We start from the raw sequence: 19,181 nt of genomic DNA, 5'->3' as shown, positions 1-19,181 counted from the left end.
CCGGCGGAGAAGCGGAGGGGAGGTCACGATCGTCGATCCGGGAAAGCGGGCCGGGATAATAGTCACAGACGCATGGATGTGCCGAGCTTGCCCTGGATCGATCGATGCAGGCTGGAGCTCGAGGCCCATACGCCCACCGCGATGATGCTGAACGCCGCCCCCAAAGCCGAGACCCCAAGCCAGCCGGCATGAGCGTAGGCCGTGGTCGCGCCGATCGCACCGATGGCGCTGCCGACGGCGTAGAACACCATGTAGCCGCCCACGAGACGGCTGCGGGCCTCGGGGTGCCGGGCGAAGAGGATGCTTTGATTGGTGACGTGCACAGCCTGCACCGCGAGGTCGAGCAAGACGACGCCGACGAGAAGGAGGGGGATCGACTGCGCCAGCAGCGCGATCGGTCCCCATGAGACCAGCAGGACGACCAGGGCCAAGCCCGTCGTCCACTGGCCGAGGCCGCGATCCGCGAGCCGGCCGGCCAGCGGTCGCGGCGAACGCGCCCGCCAGACCGAGGAGGCCGAACAGGCCAATCTGCGTGTGGGAGTAGGCGAAGGGTGCAGCGCTGAGGGGCAGCACCATCGCCGTCCAGAAGGCGCTGAAGGCCGCGAAAACGAGGAGCGCTAGGATGCCCCGCACGAGCAGGATCGGGTCCTGCAGGAACAGGGTGGGAATGGAGCGGAGCGCGGCGGCATAGCTGCCCGCGCGGTCAGGAGCCGGATGACGCGGCAGGGTAAGGGCGAGGAGACCGAGCATCATGAGCGTCAGCCCGGCGGAGGTCAGGTAGACGGCCCGCCAGCCGCCGAGGTCCGCCACCGTCCCTGCCACGAAGCGGGCGGCGAGGATGCCGGCGACGATGCCGCTCGTCACCGTCCCGATCGCCCGGCCCTGCTCGGCCGGCCGCGCCAGCGTCGCGGCGAAAGCCACCAGCACCTGGACCACGACCGCCAGCAGGCCCACCGCCGCCATACCGGCAAAGAGCATGGCCTCCATCTCGGCCGTGGCCACAGCGAGCAGCGCAATGACCGATAGCGCGCCCTGTATGAGCACGAGACGGCGGCGATCGACGCGGTCGCCGAGCGGCACGATCAGGATCAGGCCCAGCCCGTAGCCGACCTGGGTCAGCGTCACCACAAGACCGATGGCACCGGGTGAGATCCTGAAATCGCGCGCCATCGCGTCGAGGAGGGGCTGGGCGTAGTAGACGTTCGCGACGCTGAGGCCGGCGGCCACGGCCAGGATCAGTGTCGTGACCCGTTCCAAGCCTGAGTTCATCCGGTTTGGGGTTTGGCAATCGCCCGTCTGCGGCATCGGTCCTGTCCTGCATGAGCCCATTTTGGTTCAATGTTGAGACCACTTGTGCGCACCATGATCCAGTTCTAAGTTAGAACCAGATTGCTCGGGCAGGAGCAGGGTGGATGGTGAAGCGGGTCGGCTTCGGCAAAGCGGCATGCCCGGTGGCGCGGGCCCTCGACGTCATCGGCGACTGGTGGTCGCTCCTCATCATCCGCGACGCCTTCGAGGGTGTGCGGCGCTTCAGCGAGTTCCAGGCAGGCCTTGGCATCGCGAAGGGCATGCTGGCGACCCGGCTCCGCGACCTCACGGAGCGCGGCGTCCTGGAGACCGCGCCGGCTTCGGACGGGAGCGCCTACCGCGAGTACGTCCTGACGGAGAAGGGCCGCGGCCTCTTCCCCGTCATCGTCGCGCTTCGGCAGTGGGGCGAGGATTTCCTCTATCGTCCCGACGAGAACCGATCCGCCCTTGTGGACACGGCAACGGGCATCCCGGTCGCACGGATGGCGTTGCACTCGGCCGAGGGACGCTCCCTGACCTGGGCCGAGACTCGCGTGAGGAAAGCGGGCGACGATCGAGTGGGCGCTGGAAAGGCGCCGGGTGCCGGAATACCCGCTTCCAACTAAAGGGGCAGGGTCCGGCTTCCACCCTCACCAGCCCTGAGCAGGGTCAAGCCGATCGGCCTTCGATCCGAGCCCCGGCCCCATGCCGGATCATGCGACAGCAGCGCGGGGAGCGGTGACCGAGCGTGTCGCCGGGGCCACCCATCGGCGCCCTTCTTCGCGCCCCCCTTCGGGCGCGTAGCCTTGCCGGCCCCCGCTCCGCTAAGGTCCGCCCCATGATGCGTGATTTCCGGCGGGCGGCGAACGGTTCGCAATGACGGCGCAGGGACCGGACAGGCCGGGCGAGGACGGGACCGAGACGCGGGCCGCAGCGCGCGAAGCCGCGCGGGCGGCCGCCTTGCTGGCGCGCCAGCTCGGCCGCTTGGCCGGGAGCGCGGGACGCAGCGCTTGGCGCAGCGGAACCGCCGCCGCCAGGGATGCGGCCAAGGGGGCAGCCAACGGGGCCAAGCCGGTCTTCGCTCGCACTGCGGACCGCCTCCGCTCGACCGGGCCGCGCACCGCACCGGTGGCGCCCGTCCCGGCCCCGGTCGATCAGCCGGACACACGGAGCGATCCCGTCGACGATCCCTCCGCTCGCCCTCCCCGCCGCCGTCGGCCCTGGGTGATCGGATTGGCCGTCCTGATCGGCCTGCCGCTGGTGATCCTGGCCGGATACGTCTTTGTCGCCTTCGCCTCCCTGCCGCCGCTCGGCGGGGTAGCGCCGGAGGCAAACCAGCGTGCCCTCGTGGTCGAGGCCGAGAGCGGGCGTGCCTTCGCCACCCGCGGCGCGTTCCAGGGCGAGCGGCTGACCGAGAAGACCCTGCCGCCCCGCCTCGCCCAAGCGATCGTCGCGATCGAGGACCGGCGCTTCTACAGCCACTGGGGCATCGACCTGCGCGGCATGGCGCGGGCCGTCTGGCGCAACGCGACCGGCGGCGGCGTGCGCGAGGGCGGCTCGACCATCACCCAGCAATATGCCCGGCTCACCTCGCTCACCCAGGAGAAGACGCTCAAGCGCAAGATCCAGGAGGCCTTCCTGGCGCTGCGCCTCGAGAGCACGCTGACGAAGCCCGAAATCCTCGTCGGCTATCTCAACACCGCCTATTTCGGCGCCGGCGCCTACGGGGCGGATGCGGCGGCGCGGCGCTATTTCGGGCACGGGGCGGCGGGTCTGACCCTGCCGGAGGCGGCGATGCTGGCCGGCCTCGTGCGCGCGCCCTCGCAGCTCGCGCCGACCCGCAATTTCGGCGGTGCCAAGGAGCGGGCCGACCTCGTGCTCCAGGCCATGGTCGAGACCGGCGCGATCAGCCAACCCGAGGCCGACAAGGCGCGGGCGGAAAAGCTCACCCTGCACACGCCGCCCGAGACCCCGCCGGGCACCAACTACTTCCTCGACGCGGTGTCCGGCGACGTGAAGCGGCTGACCGAAGCGGCCGGCGACGTCACCGTGCGCTCGACCCTCAACCTCGACCTCCAGAGCCTCGCGGAAGGCGTGCTCGCCCGCCGCCTCGACAGCGAGGGTGGAAAGAAGAAGGTCGGCCAGGGCGCGCTCGTGGCGATGGCGCCCGACGGGGCGATCCTCGCCATGGTGGGGGGCCGGGACTACGAGGACAGCCAGTTCAACCGGGCGATGCAGGCCAAGCGGCAGGCCGGCTCGCTATTCAAGCTGTTCGTTTATCTGGCCGCCTACGGCAAGGGCTTCTTCCCTGACAGCGTGCTCGTGGACCGCCCGACCCAGATCGGCGAGTGGGAGCCGCAGAACTCCAACAACCGGTTCCGCGGCGCCCTGCCGCTGCGCTCGGCCTTCGCGCTCTCGGTCAACACCATCGCGGCGCAGCTCGGCGACGAGGTCGGCCTGCCCGCGATCGTCGCCGAGGCGCGCCGCCTCGGGGTGCAGTCGGACCTGCCGGAGGTGCCGAGCCTCGCCCTCGGCTCGGCCGACGTCTCGCTCCTCGAAATGACCCGCGCCTATGCCGGCGTGCTCGGCCCCGGCGTGCCGGTGGAGCCCTATCTCGTCCGCACGATCCGAGGAAACACGCCACAGCCGCTCTACCAGCGCCCGGCGCCGAAGCCCGGCGCGGCGATGGACGCGCAGGTCCAGACGATGATGCTCGATTCGCTTCAGGCGGTGGTGGAATCCGGAACCGGCAAGGCCGCACGGGTCAACGGCCTCGCGGTCGGCGGCAAGACCGGCACCAGCCAAGACTATCGCGACGCGTGGTTCGTCGGGCTGACCCCGGACATGATCGTCGGCGTCTGGGTCGGCAACGACGACAACACGCCGATGAACAAGGTGACCGGCGGCGACATCCCGGCCCGCGTCTTCCACGACTTCGTGGAACGGGCACAGAAGGTGCTGAAGGGCCGAAAGCGCCCGGCCCCCTCCGCCGCACGGGCCGAACCGACACCGGCCAGCGCCGTGGCCCCGGCCCCGGCGCCAACGCCGGCTACGGGCGAAGTGCGCGGCGTGCCTGAGGTGGTCGATACCGGCACGCTGACAATCCGCGGGCGCAAGGTGCGGCTGCTCGGCGTCGTCGGCGAGGGCGGCGCGCTGGCCCGCCAACTCGCGCGCTATCTGCGCCGCCGGGAGATCATCTGTTCCGGCGATCCGGCCTCCTCACGCTGCCGCCTGGACGGCGACGACCTCGCCTCGCTGATCGTGACGGCGGGCGGGGCGCGGGCTGCCGAGGACGCGCCGAGCGATCTCATCGAGGCCGAGGATCAGGCGCGCGCCGAGCGTGCCGGGCTGTGGCAGCGCGAGCGCTGAGTCTCTCACACAAAACGCCCGCTGCGCCGTCACGGCCAGAGAGAACGATCAGAGATCGGGAGTTTTGTGCGGCGCTCTGAATCACCTCTGCACTGACAAGCCCCGCCGAATTTGCTGCGAGGGCAGATAAGGCGCAATATTTTCAATCGAAAATTAATGCAGATCAAATAATAGCACGGTGTAGTTCTGATTCAGAGGCCGCCACCGTGAACATCATCGACAACACGCGGATCGCCCTCAAGTTCTCGATACCGCTCGCCTTGCTGACCGCAACGTCGGTCGGCTCGATCGTCTATGCCAAGTATTCACTCGACAGTATCTCCACTCAGACGCAGCGCGTCACTGATGTACAGGCCGCGCGGCAGGAGCATATCCTCAAGGGACAGATCAACATCACCGAAGCGACGATTCAGAACCGCAACATCATCATCGAAACGGCCAGCGAGAAGGTGGCAGGCTACAAGAGCCGCCAGGATGCGGCGATTGCGGCGAGCCATGCGTCCCTCAACAAGTTGGCCGAACTCGCGGGAGAGCCGGAGCATCGCGCCGCCAGCGAAGCGCTTCGCGAATCGGCGAAGACATATTTCAACATCCTGGGGCGCTCGACCGAACTGGGTTTGAAGAACGAGAGCGTCGCCGCGATGAAGGTCGCGCAGGAGGAGGCGGCTCCCCTGCGCGCCAAGCTTCGGGGACAGGTGCAGGCTCGCATCGATCGCATCGGCCAGGAAATGCAGGCGGAGAAACAGGCGGTCTTCGAGAATGCCCGCTTCGCGACGAACATCCTGATCGCAGGGTCCGCCCTGGCTCTGCTTGTCGCGCTCGGGCTGGCCGGCCTGATCGTCGTCTCCGGCATCGTTCGCCCGCTCAGCCGTCTGGTGTCGGTGCTGCGGCGGATGGCGCAGGGCGACATCGACGCCAGCATCGCCGAGGCAAAGCGGGGCGACGAGATCGGCGCGGTCGGCCGCGCCGTCGAGGGCATTCGCGAGATGGTCGCGCAGAAGGCCACCGAGCAGGCTGAGATGCGCCGCATCGCCGACGAGGCGGCGGCCGCCGAGCGCAAGCGCACGATGATCGAGCTGGCCGACCGCTTCGAGACGGCCGTGGGCGGCATCGTCGGCATGGTCTCGTCCTCGGCGACCGAGCTTCAGGCCACCGCCTCGACCATGACCGCAACGGCAGCCGAGACCGCCACCCAGGCGACCACCGTCGCCGCGGCCGCGGAAGAGGCGGCGACCAACGTCAACACCGTGGCGTCCGCCGCCGAGGAACTCGGCAGCTCGGTCGCCGAGATCGGCCGGCAGGTGGCGGGCTCCACCGATCTAGCGCAGGCCGCCGTCACGCAGTCGGACCGGACCGCGCATCTCGTCCAGGAACTGAACGCTGCCATGGGCCGCATCGGTGACGTGGTCGGGCTGATCTCCTCCATCGCCGGACAGACCAACCTTCTGGCGCTGAACGCCACCATCGAGGCGGCCCGCGCCGGGGAGGCCGGCCGCGGCTTCGCGGTCGTCGCGGCGGAGGTCAAGGAACTCGCCAACCAGACCGCCCGGGCGACCGGGGAGATCTCCGGCCAGATCGGGCAGATCCAGGGCGTGACCGGTCAGGCGGTCGCGGCGATCGGCGACATCGCCGGCCGTATCCGCGACATCGACACGACGGCGACCGCCATCGCCGCGGCGGTGGAGCAGCAGGGCGCGGCGACGCAGGAGATCGTCCGCAACGTCACCCAGGCCTCGTCCGGCACGTCGCAGGTCACGGGCACCATCATGGGCGTGGCCAACGCCGCCGAGGAGACGGGCGCGGCGGCCAGCCAAGTGCTCGGCGCCGCGGGCGAGCTGTCACGCCAGTCCGAGGCCCTGCGCGCCCAGGTCTCGCAGTTCCTCGCGACGGTTCGGGCGGCATAAGCTCCCACCGGGATCTCAATTGCTGGGGCGCCGGGGCAAAGCCCCGGCATCCCTTCAACCAGGGCTCCGCCCTGGAACCTATGAGAAGGGCTTGCCCTTTCGAAACCCCGGGACCTTTACCGGAACGGCGGCTCGTCGAAGCTGCGGAGCTTGCGCGAGTGCAGGCCGGCCCGGTCGGCGCGCAGGGTGTCGAGCGTGGCGAGCCCGATCTTGAGATGCTCGGCCACCGCCCGCTCGTAGAAGGCGTTGGCCGCGCCCGGCAGCTTGATCTCGCCGTGCAGCGGCTTGTCGGAGACGCAGAGCAGCGTGCCGTAGGGCACCCGCAGGCGATAGCCCTGCGCGGCGATGGTGCCGCTCTCCATGTCCACCGCGATCGCCCGCGAGAGGTTGATGCGCCGCCGCTCCTGGCTGAAGCGAAGCTCCCAGTTGCGATCGTCGTAGGTCACGACCGTGCCGGTGCGCAGGCGCTGCTTCAGCGCGTCCGCCCGCTCGCCGGTGACGGCCGCCGCCGCCGCTTGCAGGGCGATCTGCACCTCGGCCAAAGCCGGCACCGGAATCTCCGGCGGCACGAGGTCGTCGAGGATGCGGTCGCGGCGCAGATATCCGTGGGCGAGCACGTAGTCGCCGATGGTCTGGGACTGACGCAATCCGCCGCAATGCCCGACCATCAGCCAGCAATGAGGGCGCAGCACCGCGAGATGGTCGGTAATCGTCTTCGCGTTGGAGGGGCCGACGCCGATATTGACCAGCGTCGTCCCCTGGGGCGCCCCGTCCGGCCCGCGGCCGACGAGGTGGTAGGCCGGCATCTGGTACTTGTGCCAGGGCGAGGCGGCGATCAGCGCTGCCGGATCGGCCGAGGCGGCCTCGGCCTGCTCCACGACGATCCCGCCAGGCAGCACCAGCCGCTCCCCCTCCCCCCGCCGCCAGACGCTCCAGCCCGTGGCGCACGAAGCCGTCGACGTAGCGGTGATAATTGGTCAGCAGGATCCAGGGCTGGATCTCGCGCCAGTCCGAGCCGGTATAGTGCACCAGCCGGCGCAGGGAGTAATCGGTGCGCACCCCGTCGAACAACGCGAGCGGGCGCGGATCGCCCGCATTCTCCAGCCACAGACCGTCGGCGACCTCGTCGCCCACCACCGAGAGGAGCGGTGTCGGGAACAGGGTGGCGAGATCGCTGGTGCTGACGCCGCTGCCGCCGAGATCGGTGCCGGGCTCGACGATGTAGGGATAGGGAATCTCCTGGGCCGACAGCCCGACCTCGATGCTGGCGCCGTAATCGCGCACGAGCGGCCGCAATTGCTCCAAGAGATAGGCGCGGAAATAGCCGGGCTGCGTCACCGTGGTGGCGTAGAGGCCGGGCGCCTGGAACTTGGCGGTGGCCCGGTTGAGCCGCGGCAGCGGCCCCGCGGGCTGGTAGGTCAGGCGCAGCTCGGGGTAGCGGAACTGGAGCCGCTCGGTCGCGTCCGGGGCAATGCGGTGTTCGAGGTAGCGCGCCAGGGCCGCCTGGAGCGCCTGGGTCGCGCCCGCATGCAGCGCCTCGAGCCGATCCACGGCCGTCTCCGCGTCGGCAACGGCCTCCATCGGCCGCAACTCGTCGATGACCATGTGCTCTCCCCGCTGACCCCAAGACGTCTACACCGCTGTTGGCAGCGAGACGAGTTGGCAGCGAGACGAGCAAGAGGCTTGCCTTGCCAAGGACCTGCCCTTGCCGAGGACCTGCCCACCTTGCGGCAGCCGCACACCGGGGCGACAAGGCATGCGTCGCCAAACGGGGAAGCGAGAGCGGATGAACGAGGATGTCGATCGGCGCCCCGGCGAGGAGGCGATCCCGCTGCCCGCCGACTACGATGCCGGGCTCTACTTCATCGGCCGGGTGCGCACGCCGTGGCAGAACCGGGGCGAGTGCCCGAAGAACGGCACACAAACGGATGCCGTCTGCACCCTCGAAGTCGATGCCGCCTACCGGCCCGCGCTCCAGAACCTGGAGGGCGCCACCCACCTGATCGTGCTCTACTGGATGGACCGGGCCGCGCGCGACCTCGTGCGCCAGCAGCCGCGCCACGCGCCGGGCAGCCGCGGCACCTTCTCGCTCCGCTCGCCGGCGCGGCCGAACCCCATCGCCCTGTCCGTGGTCGAGCGGCTCGACATCGCCGACGGCACCATCCGCGTGCGCGGGCTCGACTGCATCGACGGCACGCCGCTGCTCGACATCAAGCCCTACTTCGCCTCGACCGACAGCCGGCCGGAGGCGCGGGTCGATCGCGCCGGCACGGAGAAGCCGGCCACGCCCTGATCCGGCAGGATCGGACCTCCTACCCGTCGGTCTTCCCCTGCTGCCCCGCTCCGGATCGCGGCTCCGCGGTCAGCCGGGCCAGGGCCCGCAGATAGACCGGCTTGACGTGGGTCTTGTAAGTCCGGCGGGCGACGCCGCGACCGTGCCGGAACAGCGTCTCCGACAGGGCCGTCAACCGGCCGCGCAGGGAGCCGCCGGGGGAGACGTCGATCAGGAGATCCGCGATCTCGCGGCGCTCCGGCCAGATCTGCGCCAGCGCCGCCGAGGTGTCGCGGTTGCAGGAATCGATGGTGTCGATGGTCCCATCCGCGAACGCCGTCTCGGTCGTCGCCTCCATCAGCAGCGAGCCGGGCCCCCATTTCGCGTAACGCTCGTCATACGCCATCTTCCAGCCGAAGGCCGTGCGGCCGGAGCGCAGCCAGATGTTCATCGCGATGGCCCGGCCGTCGAGGCGCAGGGTCTCGATGCCGGCACAGCCATCCCGCGCCAGCCCCACGATCATCGTTTGGGCGAAGGCGCAGAGCGGCGGCGCGTTGCGGATCGCCCGTCCGCGCCGGCTCTTGCGGCCCTTCCATCCCGCCGCCTCCAGATCGAGGAATTCCTGGAACGCCGCGCTGACCTCCTCCGGCTTGCGAGAGCTGATCTGGCGCAGTTCGCCTTGCTCCGCGAGCCGCTTGCGATGGCGCCGCAACTCGGCCCGCCGCTTCGAGGAGACGGGAGAGGCCGGCGCAGCCTGTCCCGCAACCGGCGCATCGAGCCGGGCGCGCTGCCGGCGCTCGATCTCGACGATACGGAACCCCCGACGGCCGGCTGCGCCGACGAGGGCGGCGTAGACCGCCCCGTCCATCGCGATCTGGTTGGCGCAGATCAGCTTCGGCAGGGTGGGATTCTCGGCGACGGCATCGAGCATCGCCGACAGGGCCTCGACCGCATGGTCGCGATCGAGCACCGGCGAGCCGAGGAAGGTCAGCGAATTGCACGGGGCTTCGAGCGTCCGGATCGGCAGGCGCGACGAGGGCCGGCCGACCACGAGGAGCCAGACACCGACCAACTCGGCCTCTCCCCCGCCGCGGCGGGACCAGGCGAGGAGGACGTGCAGAGGCGTCTCGGTCGCGGTGTACATCGCACCCGCGACGGCGGGCTCCATGAACACGTTCGGCTCGGCGCAGCGCCGGACCAGCCGGCGCCATTCCGCGGCAAGCGAGCGAAAGCGCGGCGCGGTCGCGACCTCGACGGAAAAGACCGGCCGGTGCGAGACCGCATCGGGCACCAAAGACGGGGGCGCCGGCTCGGCTAAAGGCAGGCTCGCGAAGTCGCCGCTCGAATCCATGGACGGCCCCTCTCCCTCGGTCGCGTCGCTCCACCGGTCCTGCATCCGCGGGCCGGCTCACGACGTCGTCACATCTCTGCCCGCCGAGAACGACGACAAAGCCGCGCTTAAAGCACGCGCTCTTGAGGGGGATATCCCGATGCGCAGACCGGCCCGGCGTGAACCGGCCGGAAGCAGCCCCGCTCTCCCGCGCATCGGCGCGCGTGCCTCACAGGAGCTGTCCGCCGGCGAGACGGTAGCGGCCAATCGCGCTCTGGAAGGCGGCCCAGCCGGAGATCGCCGGATCGCGGACGATGTAGCGGAGATAGGCCCGCTCGGCGCGGTTCAGGCGCCAGGGCGTGAGCAGGTTTCCGCACAGGCGTCGCGGCGAGCGGATCTTGAGCGTGTCGGAATCCGGAGGGCCGCTCTCCCCCTCACGCAGGCGGCAGCCGAGGGTGACGAAGTTCAGGCCCGCCAGCATCGCCACTTCCATGTGGTACCAGAAGCGCGGGTTGCACTCGATGAAGGCGATCTCGCCATCGGGCCGGCGCCGGACGTCGAACCCGATCACCCCGTCATAGCGGAAATGCGCGACGAGCCGGCTCGCATGCGCATCGATGGCCGGAACGCGGATCTCCTCCAGCTTGGTTAGGGTCCTGCGATAGGAGAACGAGGCGAAGATCTTTCCGGCTTCACACAGATAGAACGCACTCAACTCCTCGCCCGGCACGTAAGCCTGACAGATGATCGGTGTGTAACTGAGATGCTCGGGAAGCGCGTCGGCGGAATCGATCCGCCGCACGCCGTAGCCGCCCGACATGGCCGCCGGCTTCAGGATCAGCGGAAATTCGAGGTGGGCACAGTCCGGATCGCGGCGCAGATCCGCCATCGTCTCGAACCGCCGCGTCAGCGGGACGGGAAGACCGAGGTCGGCGCAGACGCCGGCGAAGCGCCACTTGTCGTCGAGCGCGTCGAAGGTTTCCTGATCCGGCACGGGATAGTACGGCGCCCCGATCTCGGCCCCATGGGCCGCCAGGAGACGCGTCGTCCGGCTGCAACTCGGGAGCACCATATCGATCTTGTGGACGGCGCAGAGCCGGCGAATATCGACAAGATCCGATTGCCGAATATTGGCAAAATCTCCGGTAAAATCGATGTATCTTTCACAAAAGCGCGAACGCTTCAGGAGATATGCATCGTTTGCACCCAGGACGTAGACTTCATCGAAGCATTCGCCTGCACATCGCAAAACTCGGTATTGGATGCGCGGGCCATTGGCTAAGACAAGCGCGCGCTTCATCGTAGAGCCTCATGTCCGACCAATCCCCGAACCCTCAGAGAACGGACTAATATTTGATCTTAGATCGGCGGTCTTGAAACTTTTATGTTTACGCGCAATGTAACGTCAACAACCAATCATCAGCACTCTCAACTTTTTATAATACTTCTATACTGATGCGCGACCCGGAAAAATCGGGTTAGAACTCAATTGTGGCTTTGGAGTCTGCTCGAAGCCGAAGGACGGCGGCGCGACGCTCCTGGGTCAACGCTGTTCCAGCCTCTCCAAGGTCAGCGGGTCGGGCCGTCCTTCGAAGTATATCGAGAGCGCACGGGCGAAATCCGGGTCGTCCGGATCGGCCTGCGCGAACAGCGTCATGGAGGAACGGAACTTCACGTCGTCGGGCGCGCCGAACAGGGCATGGGCCGAGCGGCCCTCCCAGGCGTTCGCGGCACGGGTGCAGGTCCGCAGCCGTTCGCCGAGCAGCGGGTGGGCGAGATAGGCCTGCGCCTCGGCCAGCGAGCGGATCGCGTAGCGCCGGGCCATCGCGCTGGAGCCGAGCCCGGCGATCTGGGGGAAGATGAACCACATCCAGTGGCTCTGCTTGCGCCCGTTCCGCATTTCCGCGAGCGCATCCGCGTAGAGGCCGTCCTGTGCCTCCACGAAGCGGTTCAGGTCGAACGCGTCATCCGGCATCGTCTCTTCCTGTCGCGCTGTCGCCTTGCCTGGGCAAACCGGGCGCGCGGACCGGCGTTCCTCAGGCTGCGGCCATCGCCTCGAAGACGAGGGCGTGGCGTGCGGCCAGGGCGTCGACGTCGTTGCCATAGCCGCCGCCGATCACGGCGCAGAGCGGAATCCGCTGCGACTGCGCGAGGTCGACCACGTATCGATCGCGGGCGAGCAACCCCGCATCGGTGAGGCAGAGGCGGCCGAGCCGGTCGTCGCGATGGGGATCGACGCCGGCATTGTAGAAGATCAGGTCCGGCGCGAAGTTCTGGACCAGCGCGGGCAGGCGCGCCTCCAGCACCGCATGGTATTCCGCATCGTCGAGCCCGTCGGGCAGGCCGATATCGAGGTCGCCCGGCACCTTGTCGTGCGGATAGTTGCGCTCGCAGTGGATCGAGAGCGTGAACAGGTCGGGCTCGCGGGCGAGACAGTCGGCGGTGCCGTCGCCCTGGTGCACGTCGAGATCGACGATCAGCGCCCGGGTGATCGCGCCCTCGCGTCTCAGGGCGAGGGCGGCCACCGCCACGTCGTTGAACACGCAGAACCCCGCGCCGCCGGCCCGCCGCGCGTGGTGGCTGCCGCCGGCCGTGCTGCCGGCGAGCCCATGGCTGAGTGCGAGGCGCGCGGCGCGCAGCGTCCCCCCGGCCGAGGCGCAGGCGCGGGCGGCGACCGCCTCCGTCACGGGCAGGCCGATCGCCCGCTCGATCGCCCGCGACACCTGCGAGGCGAGCACCGCGGCGACATAGGCCGGATCGTGCGCGCCCGAGAGCAGCGCCGCGTCGGCGGGCTCCGGCGTGACGAAGCCGTCCCGGCACGAGGCCGCGGGCGCGCAGAATTTCGGCGAGCCGGCCGTATTTGCGCATCGGAAAGCGGTGGCCCTCCGGCAGTTCGGCCTCGTAGGCCGGGTGGAACACGATCGGGATCAAGGGAACGGCCCGGAACGGCGTTTGAAGTGTCACACGCCTGATAAGGCGGCGCTGCTAGGGGCGTGATGAGACGCGCCGTCGCGTCCGAAGAAACCCTCGACGGGAGACGCCGCGCATGATCGCTTTGCCGGAGAGCGGCGCGCTCGCCGCCCTCGCGCTCTGCGCGGTTCTCGTCGCCGTCAACCTCGCGAGCCTCGCGGTGGCGGCCCGGCGCATCGGGCGCAAAAGTCGCGACAAAGGCGGCGACCTCGGGAAGGCGTCCGCCTTCCCCGCGGGCGTCCCGGTCTCGGTGGTGCGGCCCCTGTGCGGCCTGGAAGCGTTCAGCGAGGAGACGCTGCTCGCGAGCTTCCGGCTCGATTATCCGGCCTACGAGCTGATCTTCTGCGTGGCGGAGGCCGGCGACCCGATCCTACCGCTGCTGGAGCGGATGCGAGTGGCGCACCCGCAGATCCCGTCACGACTGATCCTTGGCGACGAGCGCATCGGCGGCAACCCGAAGCTCAACAATTGCGTGCGCGGCTGGGATGCCGCCCGGCACGATTGGGTGATCCTCGCCGATTCCAACGTCCTGATGCCGCCCGACTATATCCAGCAGATGCAGGCGGCGTGGCGGACGAGCAGCGGCCTCGTCTGCTCGACGCCGATCGGCGCACGTCCGGAGAACTTCTTCGCCGAAGTGGAATGCGCCTTCCTCAACACCCTGCAGGCCCGGTGGCAGTATGCCGGCGAGGCGCTGGGCCTCGGCTTCGCCCAGGGCAAGAGCATGCTCTGGAACAAGCCCTTCCTCGAAGCGCAGGGCGGCATCCGCGCCTTGAACGCCGAGATCGCCGAGGACGCCGCCGCGACCAAGCTCGTGCGCGCGGCGGGCAAGCGGGTGCATCTCGTCGCCTCGCCCTTCCAGCAGCCGCTCGGGCACCGCGCCCTGTCGGAGGTCTGGTCGCGGCAGGTGCGCTGGGCGCGGCTGCGACGGGTCACCTTCCCGCTGTTCTTCGCCCCCGAGATCGGGATCGGTGCCCTGCTGCCGCTGGTGCTGACAGGGTTCGTGGCGGGAAGCGTCGAGGCCACGCTCTGGCTCGTCGGCGCCGGCGCCCTTTGGTACGGGGCGGAGATCGCGCTGGCCGCGCGCGTCGGCTGGCACCGCTCGCCGCGGATGCTCGCGGCCCTCCTGGTCCGCGACGCCCTTCTTCCGGCGATCTGGGCGAGCGCCTGGGCGCGCACCGCCATCGTCTGGCGCGGAAACGCCATGGACATCCGCACCCGCGACGGGACCGCGCTGGAAACGGGGCCGAGCGCCGCCTGACCGCTGCGGCTCTCATGAGCGTAGGCCCCGGAACAGCCTCCGCGCCGACGTGACGCGGTTTCCGGTGGAGAGCGGACGCGCCCGAACCTGATGCGCCTTTAGATTGCACTGCCAGGGCATTATCCGCCGTGAGCGAATTCCGCGCGTATCGCAACAACCCACGCCGAAGCGTTCTTTGCAGAAGCGTTCTTTGCCGGAGCATCCCCGGCAACAGAAATCCGCGCAACCTGACGGCCATCACGATCACTGGCACCAGCAACTCGACGCCATGGAAGGCAAGTCTTATCAAATCATCCCATTGTTGACATAAACGCAGCAATAAAATCTGGATATACTAAGCAATATTCGGTAATCACGATTTAGTTATCAAAAGACCGATACGCATCCAATCAGGAAGAAGCCTGTTGCCAACGGGTCCGGCGACTCGCGTTGCGTGACAAATCTGTTAAAAAAGCAGTAAGCACGCAAATTCGCCGTGTCGTTATGGGAAAACACACCGCGATGGCTTGGATGCCGTTCCGAAACGTGCTGCCGACGTCATCCGCCTCACGCGACCGCGACGCGGAGCAACGGCCGCGCAACCCCGGAGCCGCCCCCCTCGCCGCGGCTGCCGAAGGCGGTTCTCCCCGACCTGATGGAGGGCGGGAGACGCTCCCGTTCGGCCCCCGAGCCGGCTCCGACGAACCTCGACGCCATCGGTCAACGGGACGAGGTCGTCCGGCAGCGCATCGACGCGATGGTCGGCCGCCTGGACGACCTGCGAAGCCTCCAAGACGATTTCGTGCTGATCCTGCAGCCGCTGGCGAGCATCAGCAGCGAGCTGTCCAAGGCCAGCGTGCGGATCGCCGAGCTTGAGAACACGCTGACGCAGGAAGTCAGCGCCAACGGCAGCCTGCGCGACGAGGTGGCGGATCTCTCCACGAAGCTGTCGCGGATGAACAGCGAGCTGGCGGATTCCCAGGTTCACGCGAAGCGGACCCTGGAAAGCCTGCGCGAGCGCGATGCGGCGGTCGAGGCGCATCAGATCGATCTGCGCGACAAGGTGTCGGCCATCGAAAACCTGGAGCGCCAGCTCTTTTCCGAGGTCGAGCAGAACAAGGCGCTGACGAGCGAGAGCCGGGCGCTGCGGCAGGAAGCCCAGGCCGCCGATAGTGCCCTGGCGCGTTCTGAGCACGAGTTGAACAACGTCCGCGAGCGGAACAGCCTGCTGGAGGTCGAGGGACGCCGTCTCCAGCTTCTGAGCGAAGAGCAGGCGACCCAGCTCGCGGATCTGGATGCCCGCCATCGCGACCTGACGACCACCGCCGAAGCGGACCGGCAGCGCCTGCGCATCGTCGAGACCCAACTCGCGACGGAAATCTCCGTCAGGGAGCGGAACGAAGCGCAGCACGAAACGGAGCTGTCCGCGCTCCGAAACGACCGCGCCAGCCTCGCGATGAAACTCGAAGCCGCGCTGAACCGGGCGACCTCGACGGAACAGTTGCTGGTGCAGGCCCGCAACCAGTTGCGGGACAAGGACGAGGAATTCCGTTCGGTCGATCGCAATTTCAAGGAAGCGACCATCGCGCGCAGCACGCTGGAACGCCGCCTCGAAGCCCTGCAAGCCGACCTTTCGCGCCAGACCGAGCGGTTCCTGGAAATCCAGCGCATTCGCGGCGAACTCGATAGCCGTTGCGACATGCTCAACAAGGCTCTCGCCGCCAAGGATGCGGCGATCGAGCAGACGACGAACCGCAACGCGGTTCTGAACGATCGTATCGAGCACCTGACCCACCGGCACGAAGCCGCCCGCGCCGATCTCGAAGCCTCCAACCGCAGATTGATGGAGGAATTGCAGAACGAGCGCTCGGAGCGCGCGTTGCTGCAAGGTGCCCTCGACATCGCGCGCGAAAGCCGGGTCACGCTGCAGAAGCAGCACGATGCCCTGAAACGCTCGGGCCGCCCGTGGCGGGAGCAGGTGAACGACGAGCTCGACGAAGAGACCGCGCATGCCTCGGCCGACGAGGTGAGCAACGTTCGGCCGTTCAGCTCCACGGGCAAGTCGGCCTAATTCGCCGTTCCTCGGCAAAGAAGACCTGGCAAAAAAAAACTCGGAAGGATGTTTGAATGTCAGAACAGGCCGTGAAAGACGCCGCCCCTTCCTCCGGCAATTCCATTCTCATGCGGGCTTGGCAGGCCAACGTGACGCGACCGGGAGACAAGATCATCAATTTCTCGCCCGCCACCTCCGACACCGCATCCGCCTCCGACGGGGGCACGGCCTCGCCGCCGCAGCGCGACTGGGTCTCCGCGATCGACCTCGTGCAGGAGGCCGCCGAAGCGATCCGGATCAGCGAAGAGCGCGCCGTCGATCTCGAGAACCAGCTCCGAAGCGTCATCAGCCAAGCTGAGGACGAGGTGCGGCAGCTCCAGAAGTCGCTCGCCTCGAACCAGGTCCTGCTGAGCCAAGCGGAGGACCGCGCCCGCCGCGCCGAGGCGCGTGCCAAGGAGGCGGAAACCTGGCTGGTCCGCATCTATGACGCCGTGTTCACGGCCTTCGGTTCGAAGAACAAGCCCGTCCCTGCGGAGACCGGCGACATCGGACAGGACGCGCCGTAAGGCGTGAACGCGCTCCGATGGACCTCGACAGCCCATGCCCGATCACCAGCGAGAGCGGCCTTCCGGTCCAGCCCTCCGAATGGGTCATGTTCGGCGTCGAAGTCAGGCTCGACGACGCATTGGGTTTGGTGAAGCAAGCCGCGGACACGATCCACGACTTGCAGCGCTGGAAGGAGATGATCGAGCCGCAGGCGCTGAACCTGATTCAAAGCGTTCAGCAGGAACGAGTCCGATGGCAATCGGAACGATCGGCGCTGATGAACGAAATCAGCGAGTGCCGGCTGACGATCACCGCGACGAAGATGGCGCTGCGAACGGCGCTTTCTGAAAAAGAGATCCTGTCGCGTCGCTATCATGAGGCGAAAGCGGCGGCGGCCTCGTCCGAGACGCGCGCCTGCGCGGCGGAGGAGTTGCTCGCCTTCATCTACAAGGCCTTCAATGTCGAGCTGAGCGAACATTCGGCAACAGGCCGTATGGCTCAAATCCCCTTCGATCCGGCCGGCCAGCGGCCCTCGCCGGAGTGACTGCTGGCTCCCGGCTCGCCCCGCTGCCGGCCCAGAGGGGTTGAGCGGCGCCGGCATGCGGCGGCCCTCCCGGGAAGACCTCGCAGCCCCGCGCGCCTGACGAGCACCGCAACCACGGAAAGCGGCAACGCTCTTGCTTGGCCTTTCCGCCCCATGGCCCCGTTCGGACGCCGCCTCTTGTGCCGAAGCCGGTTGGGCCGGGACTGCGGAGTTGCACGATGCCGACGCCTTCGACCACGCTCGACAAGAGCCTCAACGCCTTCCATCTCTGGGGCATCGCCGTCGGGCTCGTGATCTCGGGCGAGTATTTCGGCTGGAGCTACGGCTGGGCGAAAGGAGGCACCCTCGGCTTCCTCTTCACCACCCTGTGCGTGGCCGCGATGTATGTGGCCTTCATCTTCAGCTTCACCGAACTCACCACCGCGATCCCGCAGGCGGGCGGCCCCTTCGCCTATGCGCTCCGGGCCTTCGGTCCCACGGGGGCGGCGGTGGCCGGCTACGCCACGCTGATCGAATTCGTGTTCGCGCCGCCCGCGATCTCGCTCGCCATCGGCGCCTATCTCAACGTCCAGTATCCGGGGCTCGACCCGAAACACGCGGCGCTCGGCGCCTACCTGCTGTTCATGGGCCTCAACATCGTCGGCGTGCGCATCGCCGCCACCTTCGAGCTGTTCGTCACCGTGCTGGCGGTGGCCGAGCTTCTGGTCTTCATGGGCGTCGTCGCCCCGGCCTTCCATCTCGACAACTTCACGGCTGGCGGCTGGGCCGGAGGGGACAGCTTCGGTCCGGCGGCCATCGGCGGCATCTTTGCCGCGATCCCCTTCGCGATCTGGTTCTTCCTCGCCATCGAGGGTGTGGCCATGGCCGCGGAGGAAGCGAAAGACCCCAAGCGCACCATCCCCATCGCCTACATCACCGGCGTGCTGACGCTGACCGCGCTCGCCTTCGGGGTGATGCTGTTCGCTGGCGCCGCCGGGGACTGGAAGAGCCTGTCCGACCTCAACGATCCCCTGCCCCAGGCGATGAAGCGGGTGGTGGGCGAGTCGAGCGGCTGGCTGCACATGCTGGTCTGGCTCGGCCTGTTCGGCCTCGTCGCCTCGTTCCACGGCATCATCATGGGCTATGCCCGCCAGATCTTCGCGCTCGCCCGCGCCGGCTTCCTGCCCACACTGTTCGCGCGGGTGCATCCGCGTTTTCAGACGCCGCACGTGGCGACGCTGGCGGGCGGGATCGTCGGCATCGCTGCGATCTACAGCGACAACCTGATCAGCGTCGCCGGGCAGTCGCTCACCGCCAGCATCGTGACGATGGCGGTGTTCGGTGCGCTCACCATGTACGTCATAAGCATGGCCGCGCTGTTCCGCCTGCGCGCCAGCGAGCCGGACCTCGCCCGCCCCTACCGGGCGCCGCTCTACCCCTACGCGCCGGCCTTCGCGCTCGTCATGGCCGTGGTCTGTCTCATAGCGCTCATCGTCTACAACCCGCTGATCTTCGCAATCTTCGCAGCGGTGATGAGTGCAGCCGTTCTGCTGGTGCGGCTCAAGGCCAAGCCTGCGGCTCCGGCGACGGTTTCCGCCTTCGATGCGGCTCTCTAGGTTCGAAATTCAACCCGCTTGACCATACGAGGAGCCGCATTCGACCTATTGCAGACCCTGGGAAGGGCTGC

Annotated in this window: 12 protein-coding genes and 3 pseudogenes; 9 read left to right on the top strand and 6 right to left on the bottom strand. The window is 68.3% G+C overall.

Features of this window, described 5'->3' with window-relative positions:
• Nucleotides 1–62: 62 nt before the first annotated feature.
• Nucleotides 63–1,305, bottom strand: a pseudogene (locus tag M2437_RS04770) (MFS transporter).
• A gap of 107 nt (nt 1,306–1,412) precedes the next feature.
• Between M2437_RS04770 and M2437_RS04765 the strand changes: the two are divergent.
• The 3 genes from M2437_RS04765 (at nt 1,413) to M2437_RS04755 (ending at nt 6,560) form a co-directional block, all read left to right on the top strand.
• Entirely contained in the window at nt 1,413–1,913 is a 501-nt protein-coding gene (locus tag M2437_RS04765; protein ID WP_253389522.1) for a winged helix-turn-helix transcriptional regulator, read from the top strand.
• Nucleotides 1,914–2,163: 250 nt separating this feature from the next.
• The gene (locus tag M2437_RS04760; RefSeq protein ID WP_253389521.1) at nt 2,164–4,656 is read left to right on the top strand and encodes a PBP1A family penicillin-binding protein; all 2,493 of its coding nucleotides are present in this window, start codon (nt 2,164–2,166) and stop codon (nt 4,654–4,656) included.
• Nucleotides 4,657–4,862: 206 nt separating this feature from the next.
• Nucleotides 4,863–6,560 (top strand): methyl-accepting chemotaxis protein, encoded by a 1,698-nt coding sequence (locus M2437_RS04755; RefSeq protein ID WP_253389520.1) that lies wholly within the window; start codon nt 4,863–4,865, stop codon nt 6,558–6,560.
• A gap of 116 nt (nt 6,561–6,676) precedes the next feature.
• Here M2437_RS04755 and M2437_RS04750 read toward each other — a convergent pair.
• A pseudogene (locus M2437_RS04750) lies at nt 6,677–8,165 on the bottom strand (AMP nucleosidase).
• 181 nt (nt 8,166–8,346) lie between these two features.
• Here M2437_RS04750 and tsaA point away from each other — a divergent pair.
• Nucleotides 8,347–8,853, top strand: coding sequence for a tRNA (N6-threonylcarbamoyladenosine(37)-N6)-methyltransferase TrmO (gene tsaA, locus M2437_RS04745; protein WP_253389519.1), 507 nt, complete (start codon nt 8,347–8,349; stop codon nt 8,851–8,853).
• A gap of 19 nt (nt 8,854–8,872) precedes the next feature.
• On the opposite strand, the gene M2437_RS04740 is transcribed toward tsaA, so the two are convergent.
• The 4 genes and pseudogenes from M2437_RS04740 to M2437_RS04725 form a co-directional block, all read right to left on the bottom strand.
• Complete coding sequence (locus tag M2437_RS04740) at nt 8,873–10,183, bottom strand: GNAT family N-acetyltransferase (RefSeq protein WP_253389518.1); 1,311 nt, start codon at nt 10,181–10,183, stop codon at nt 8,873–8,875.
• Nucleotides 10,184–10,391: 208 nt separating this feature from the next.
• Nucleotides 10,392–11,234, bottom strand: coding sequence for an ATP-grasp domain-containing protein (locus M2437_RS04735; RefSeq protein ID WP_015821114.1), 843 nt, complete (start codon nt 11,232–11,234; stop codon nt 10,392–10,394).
• Between the two features lie 471 nt (nt 11,235–11,705).
• Nucleotides 11,706–12,137 carry a DUF1810 domain-containing protein gene (locus M2437_RS04730; RefSeq protein ID WP_076641115.1) on the bottom strand — a complete coding sequence of 144 codons (432 nt, stop codon included), beginning with the start codon at nt 12,135–12,137 and terminating at the stop codon, nt 11,706–11,708.
• Nucleotides 12,138–12,198: 61 nt separating this feature from the next.
• A pseudogene (locus tag M2437_RS04725) lies at nt 12,199–13,093 on the bottom strand (histone deacetylase family protein).
• Nucleotides 13,094–13,208: 115 nt separating this feature from the next.
• On the opposite strand from M2437_RS04725, the gene M2437_RS04720 reads away from it, so the two are divergent.
• The 5 genes from M2437_RS04720 to eat all read left to right on the top strand — a co-directional run bounded on the left by M2437_RS04720 (nt 13,209) and on the right by eat (nt 19,110).
• The gene (locus M2437_RS04720) at nt 13,209–14,393 is read left to right on the top strand and encodes a ceramide glucosyltransferase (RefSeq protein ID WP_253389516.1); all 1,185 of its coding nucleotides are present in this window, start codon (nt 13,209–13,211) and stop codon (nt 14,391–14,393) included.
• 634 nt (nt 14,394–15,027) lie between these two features.
• Nucleotides 15,028–16,443, top strand: a complete 1,416-nt coding sequence (locus M2437_RS04715; RefSeq protein ID WP_499006502.1) for a chromosome partitioning protein ParA — start codon at nt 15,028–15,030, stop codon at nt 16,441–16,443.
• A gap of 56 nt (nt 16,444–16,499) precedes the next feature.
• Nucleotides 16,500–16,991, top strand: a complete 492-nt coding sequence (locus M2437_RS04710) for a hypothetical protein (protein ID WP_015821118.1) — start codon at nt 16,500–16,502, stop codon at nt 16,989–16,991.
• A gap of 17 nt (nt 16,992–17,008) precedes the next feature.
• Complete coding sequence (locus M2437_RS04705) at nt 17,009–17,515, top strand: hypothetical protein (protein WP_253389514.1); 507 nt, start codon at nt 17,009–17,011, stop codon at nt 17,513–17,515.
• 218 nt (nt 17,516–17,733) lie between these two features.
• Entirely contained in the window at nt 17,734–19,110 is a 1,377-nt protein-coding gene (gene eat, locus M2437_RS04700) for an ethanolamine permease (protein WP_253389513.1), read from the top strand.
• The last annotated feature ends 71 nt before the right edge of the window (nt 19,111–19,181 follow it).

The sequence above is a fragment of the Methylorubrum pseudosasae genome (genome assembly GCF_029504475.1).
Taxonomy (GTDB): Bacteria; Pseudomonadota; Alphaproteobacteria; order Rhizobiales; family Beijerinckiaceae; genus Methylobacterium; species Methylobacterium extorquens.
The sequence above is the reverse complement of the archived record's forward strand: the minus strand, read 5'-3'. Positions and strand labels throughout refer to the sequence as shown.

What these genes read in the sequence shown, in the direction of transcription:
- M2437_RS04765 (WP_253389522.1), top strand. Translation starts at nt 1,413, where the DNA reads ATGGTGAAGCGGGTCGGCTTCGGCAAAGCGGCATGCCCGGTGGCGCGG.
- M2437_RS04760 (WP_253389521.1), top strand. Translation starts at nt 2,164, where the DNA reads ATGACGGCGCAGGGACCGGACAGGCCGGGCGAGGACGGGACCGAGACG.
- tsaA (WP_253389519.1), top strand. Translation starts at nt 8,347, where the DNA reads ATGAACGAGGATGTCGATCGGCGCCCCGGCGAGGAGGCGATCCCGCTG.
- M2437_RS04740 (WP_253389518.1), bottom strand. Translation starts at nt 10,183, where the DNA reads ATGGATTCGAGCGGCGACTTCGCGAGCCTGCCTTTAGCCGAGCCGGCG.
- M2437_RS04735 (WP_015821114.1), bottom strand. Translation starts at nt 11,234, where the DNA reads ATGGTGCTCCCGAGTTGCAGCCGGACGACGCGTCTCCTGGCGGCCCAT.
- M2437_RS04730 (WP_076641115.1), bottom strand. Translation starts at nt 12,137, where the DNA reads ATGCCGGATGACGCGTTCGACCTGAACCGCTTCGTGGAGGCACAGGAC.
- M2437_RS04720 (WP_253389516.1), top strand. Translation starts at nt 13,209, where the DNA reads ATGATCGCTTTGCCGGAGAGCGGCGCGCTCGCCGCCCTCGCGCTCTGC.
- M2437_RS04715 (WP_499006502.1), top strand. Translation starts at nt 15,028, where the DNA reads ATGGAGGGCGGGAGACGCTCCCGTTCGGCCCCCGAGCCGGCTCCGACG.
- M2437_RS04710 (WP_015821118.1), top strand. Translation starts at nt 16,500, where the DNA reads ATGTCAGAACAGGCCGTGAAAGACGCCGCCCCTTCCTCCGGCAATTCC.
- M2437_RS04705 (WP_253389514.1), top strand. Translation starts at nt 17,009, where the DNA reads ATGGACCTCGACAGCCCATGCCCGATCACCAGCGAGAGCGGCCTTCCG.
- eat (WP_253389513.1), top strand. Translation starts at nt 17,734, where the DNA reads ATGCCGACGCCTTCGACCACGCTCGACAAGAGCCTCAACGCCTTCCAT.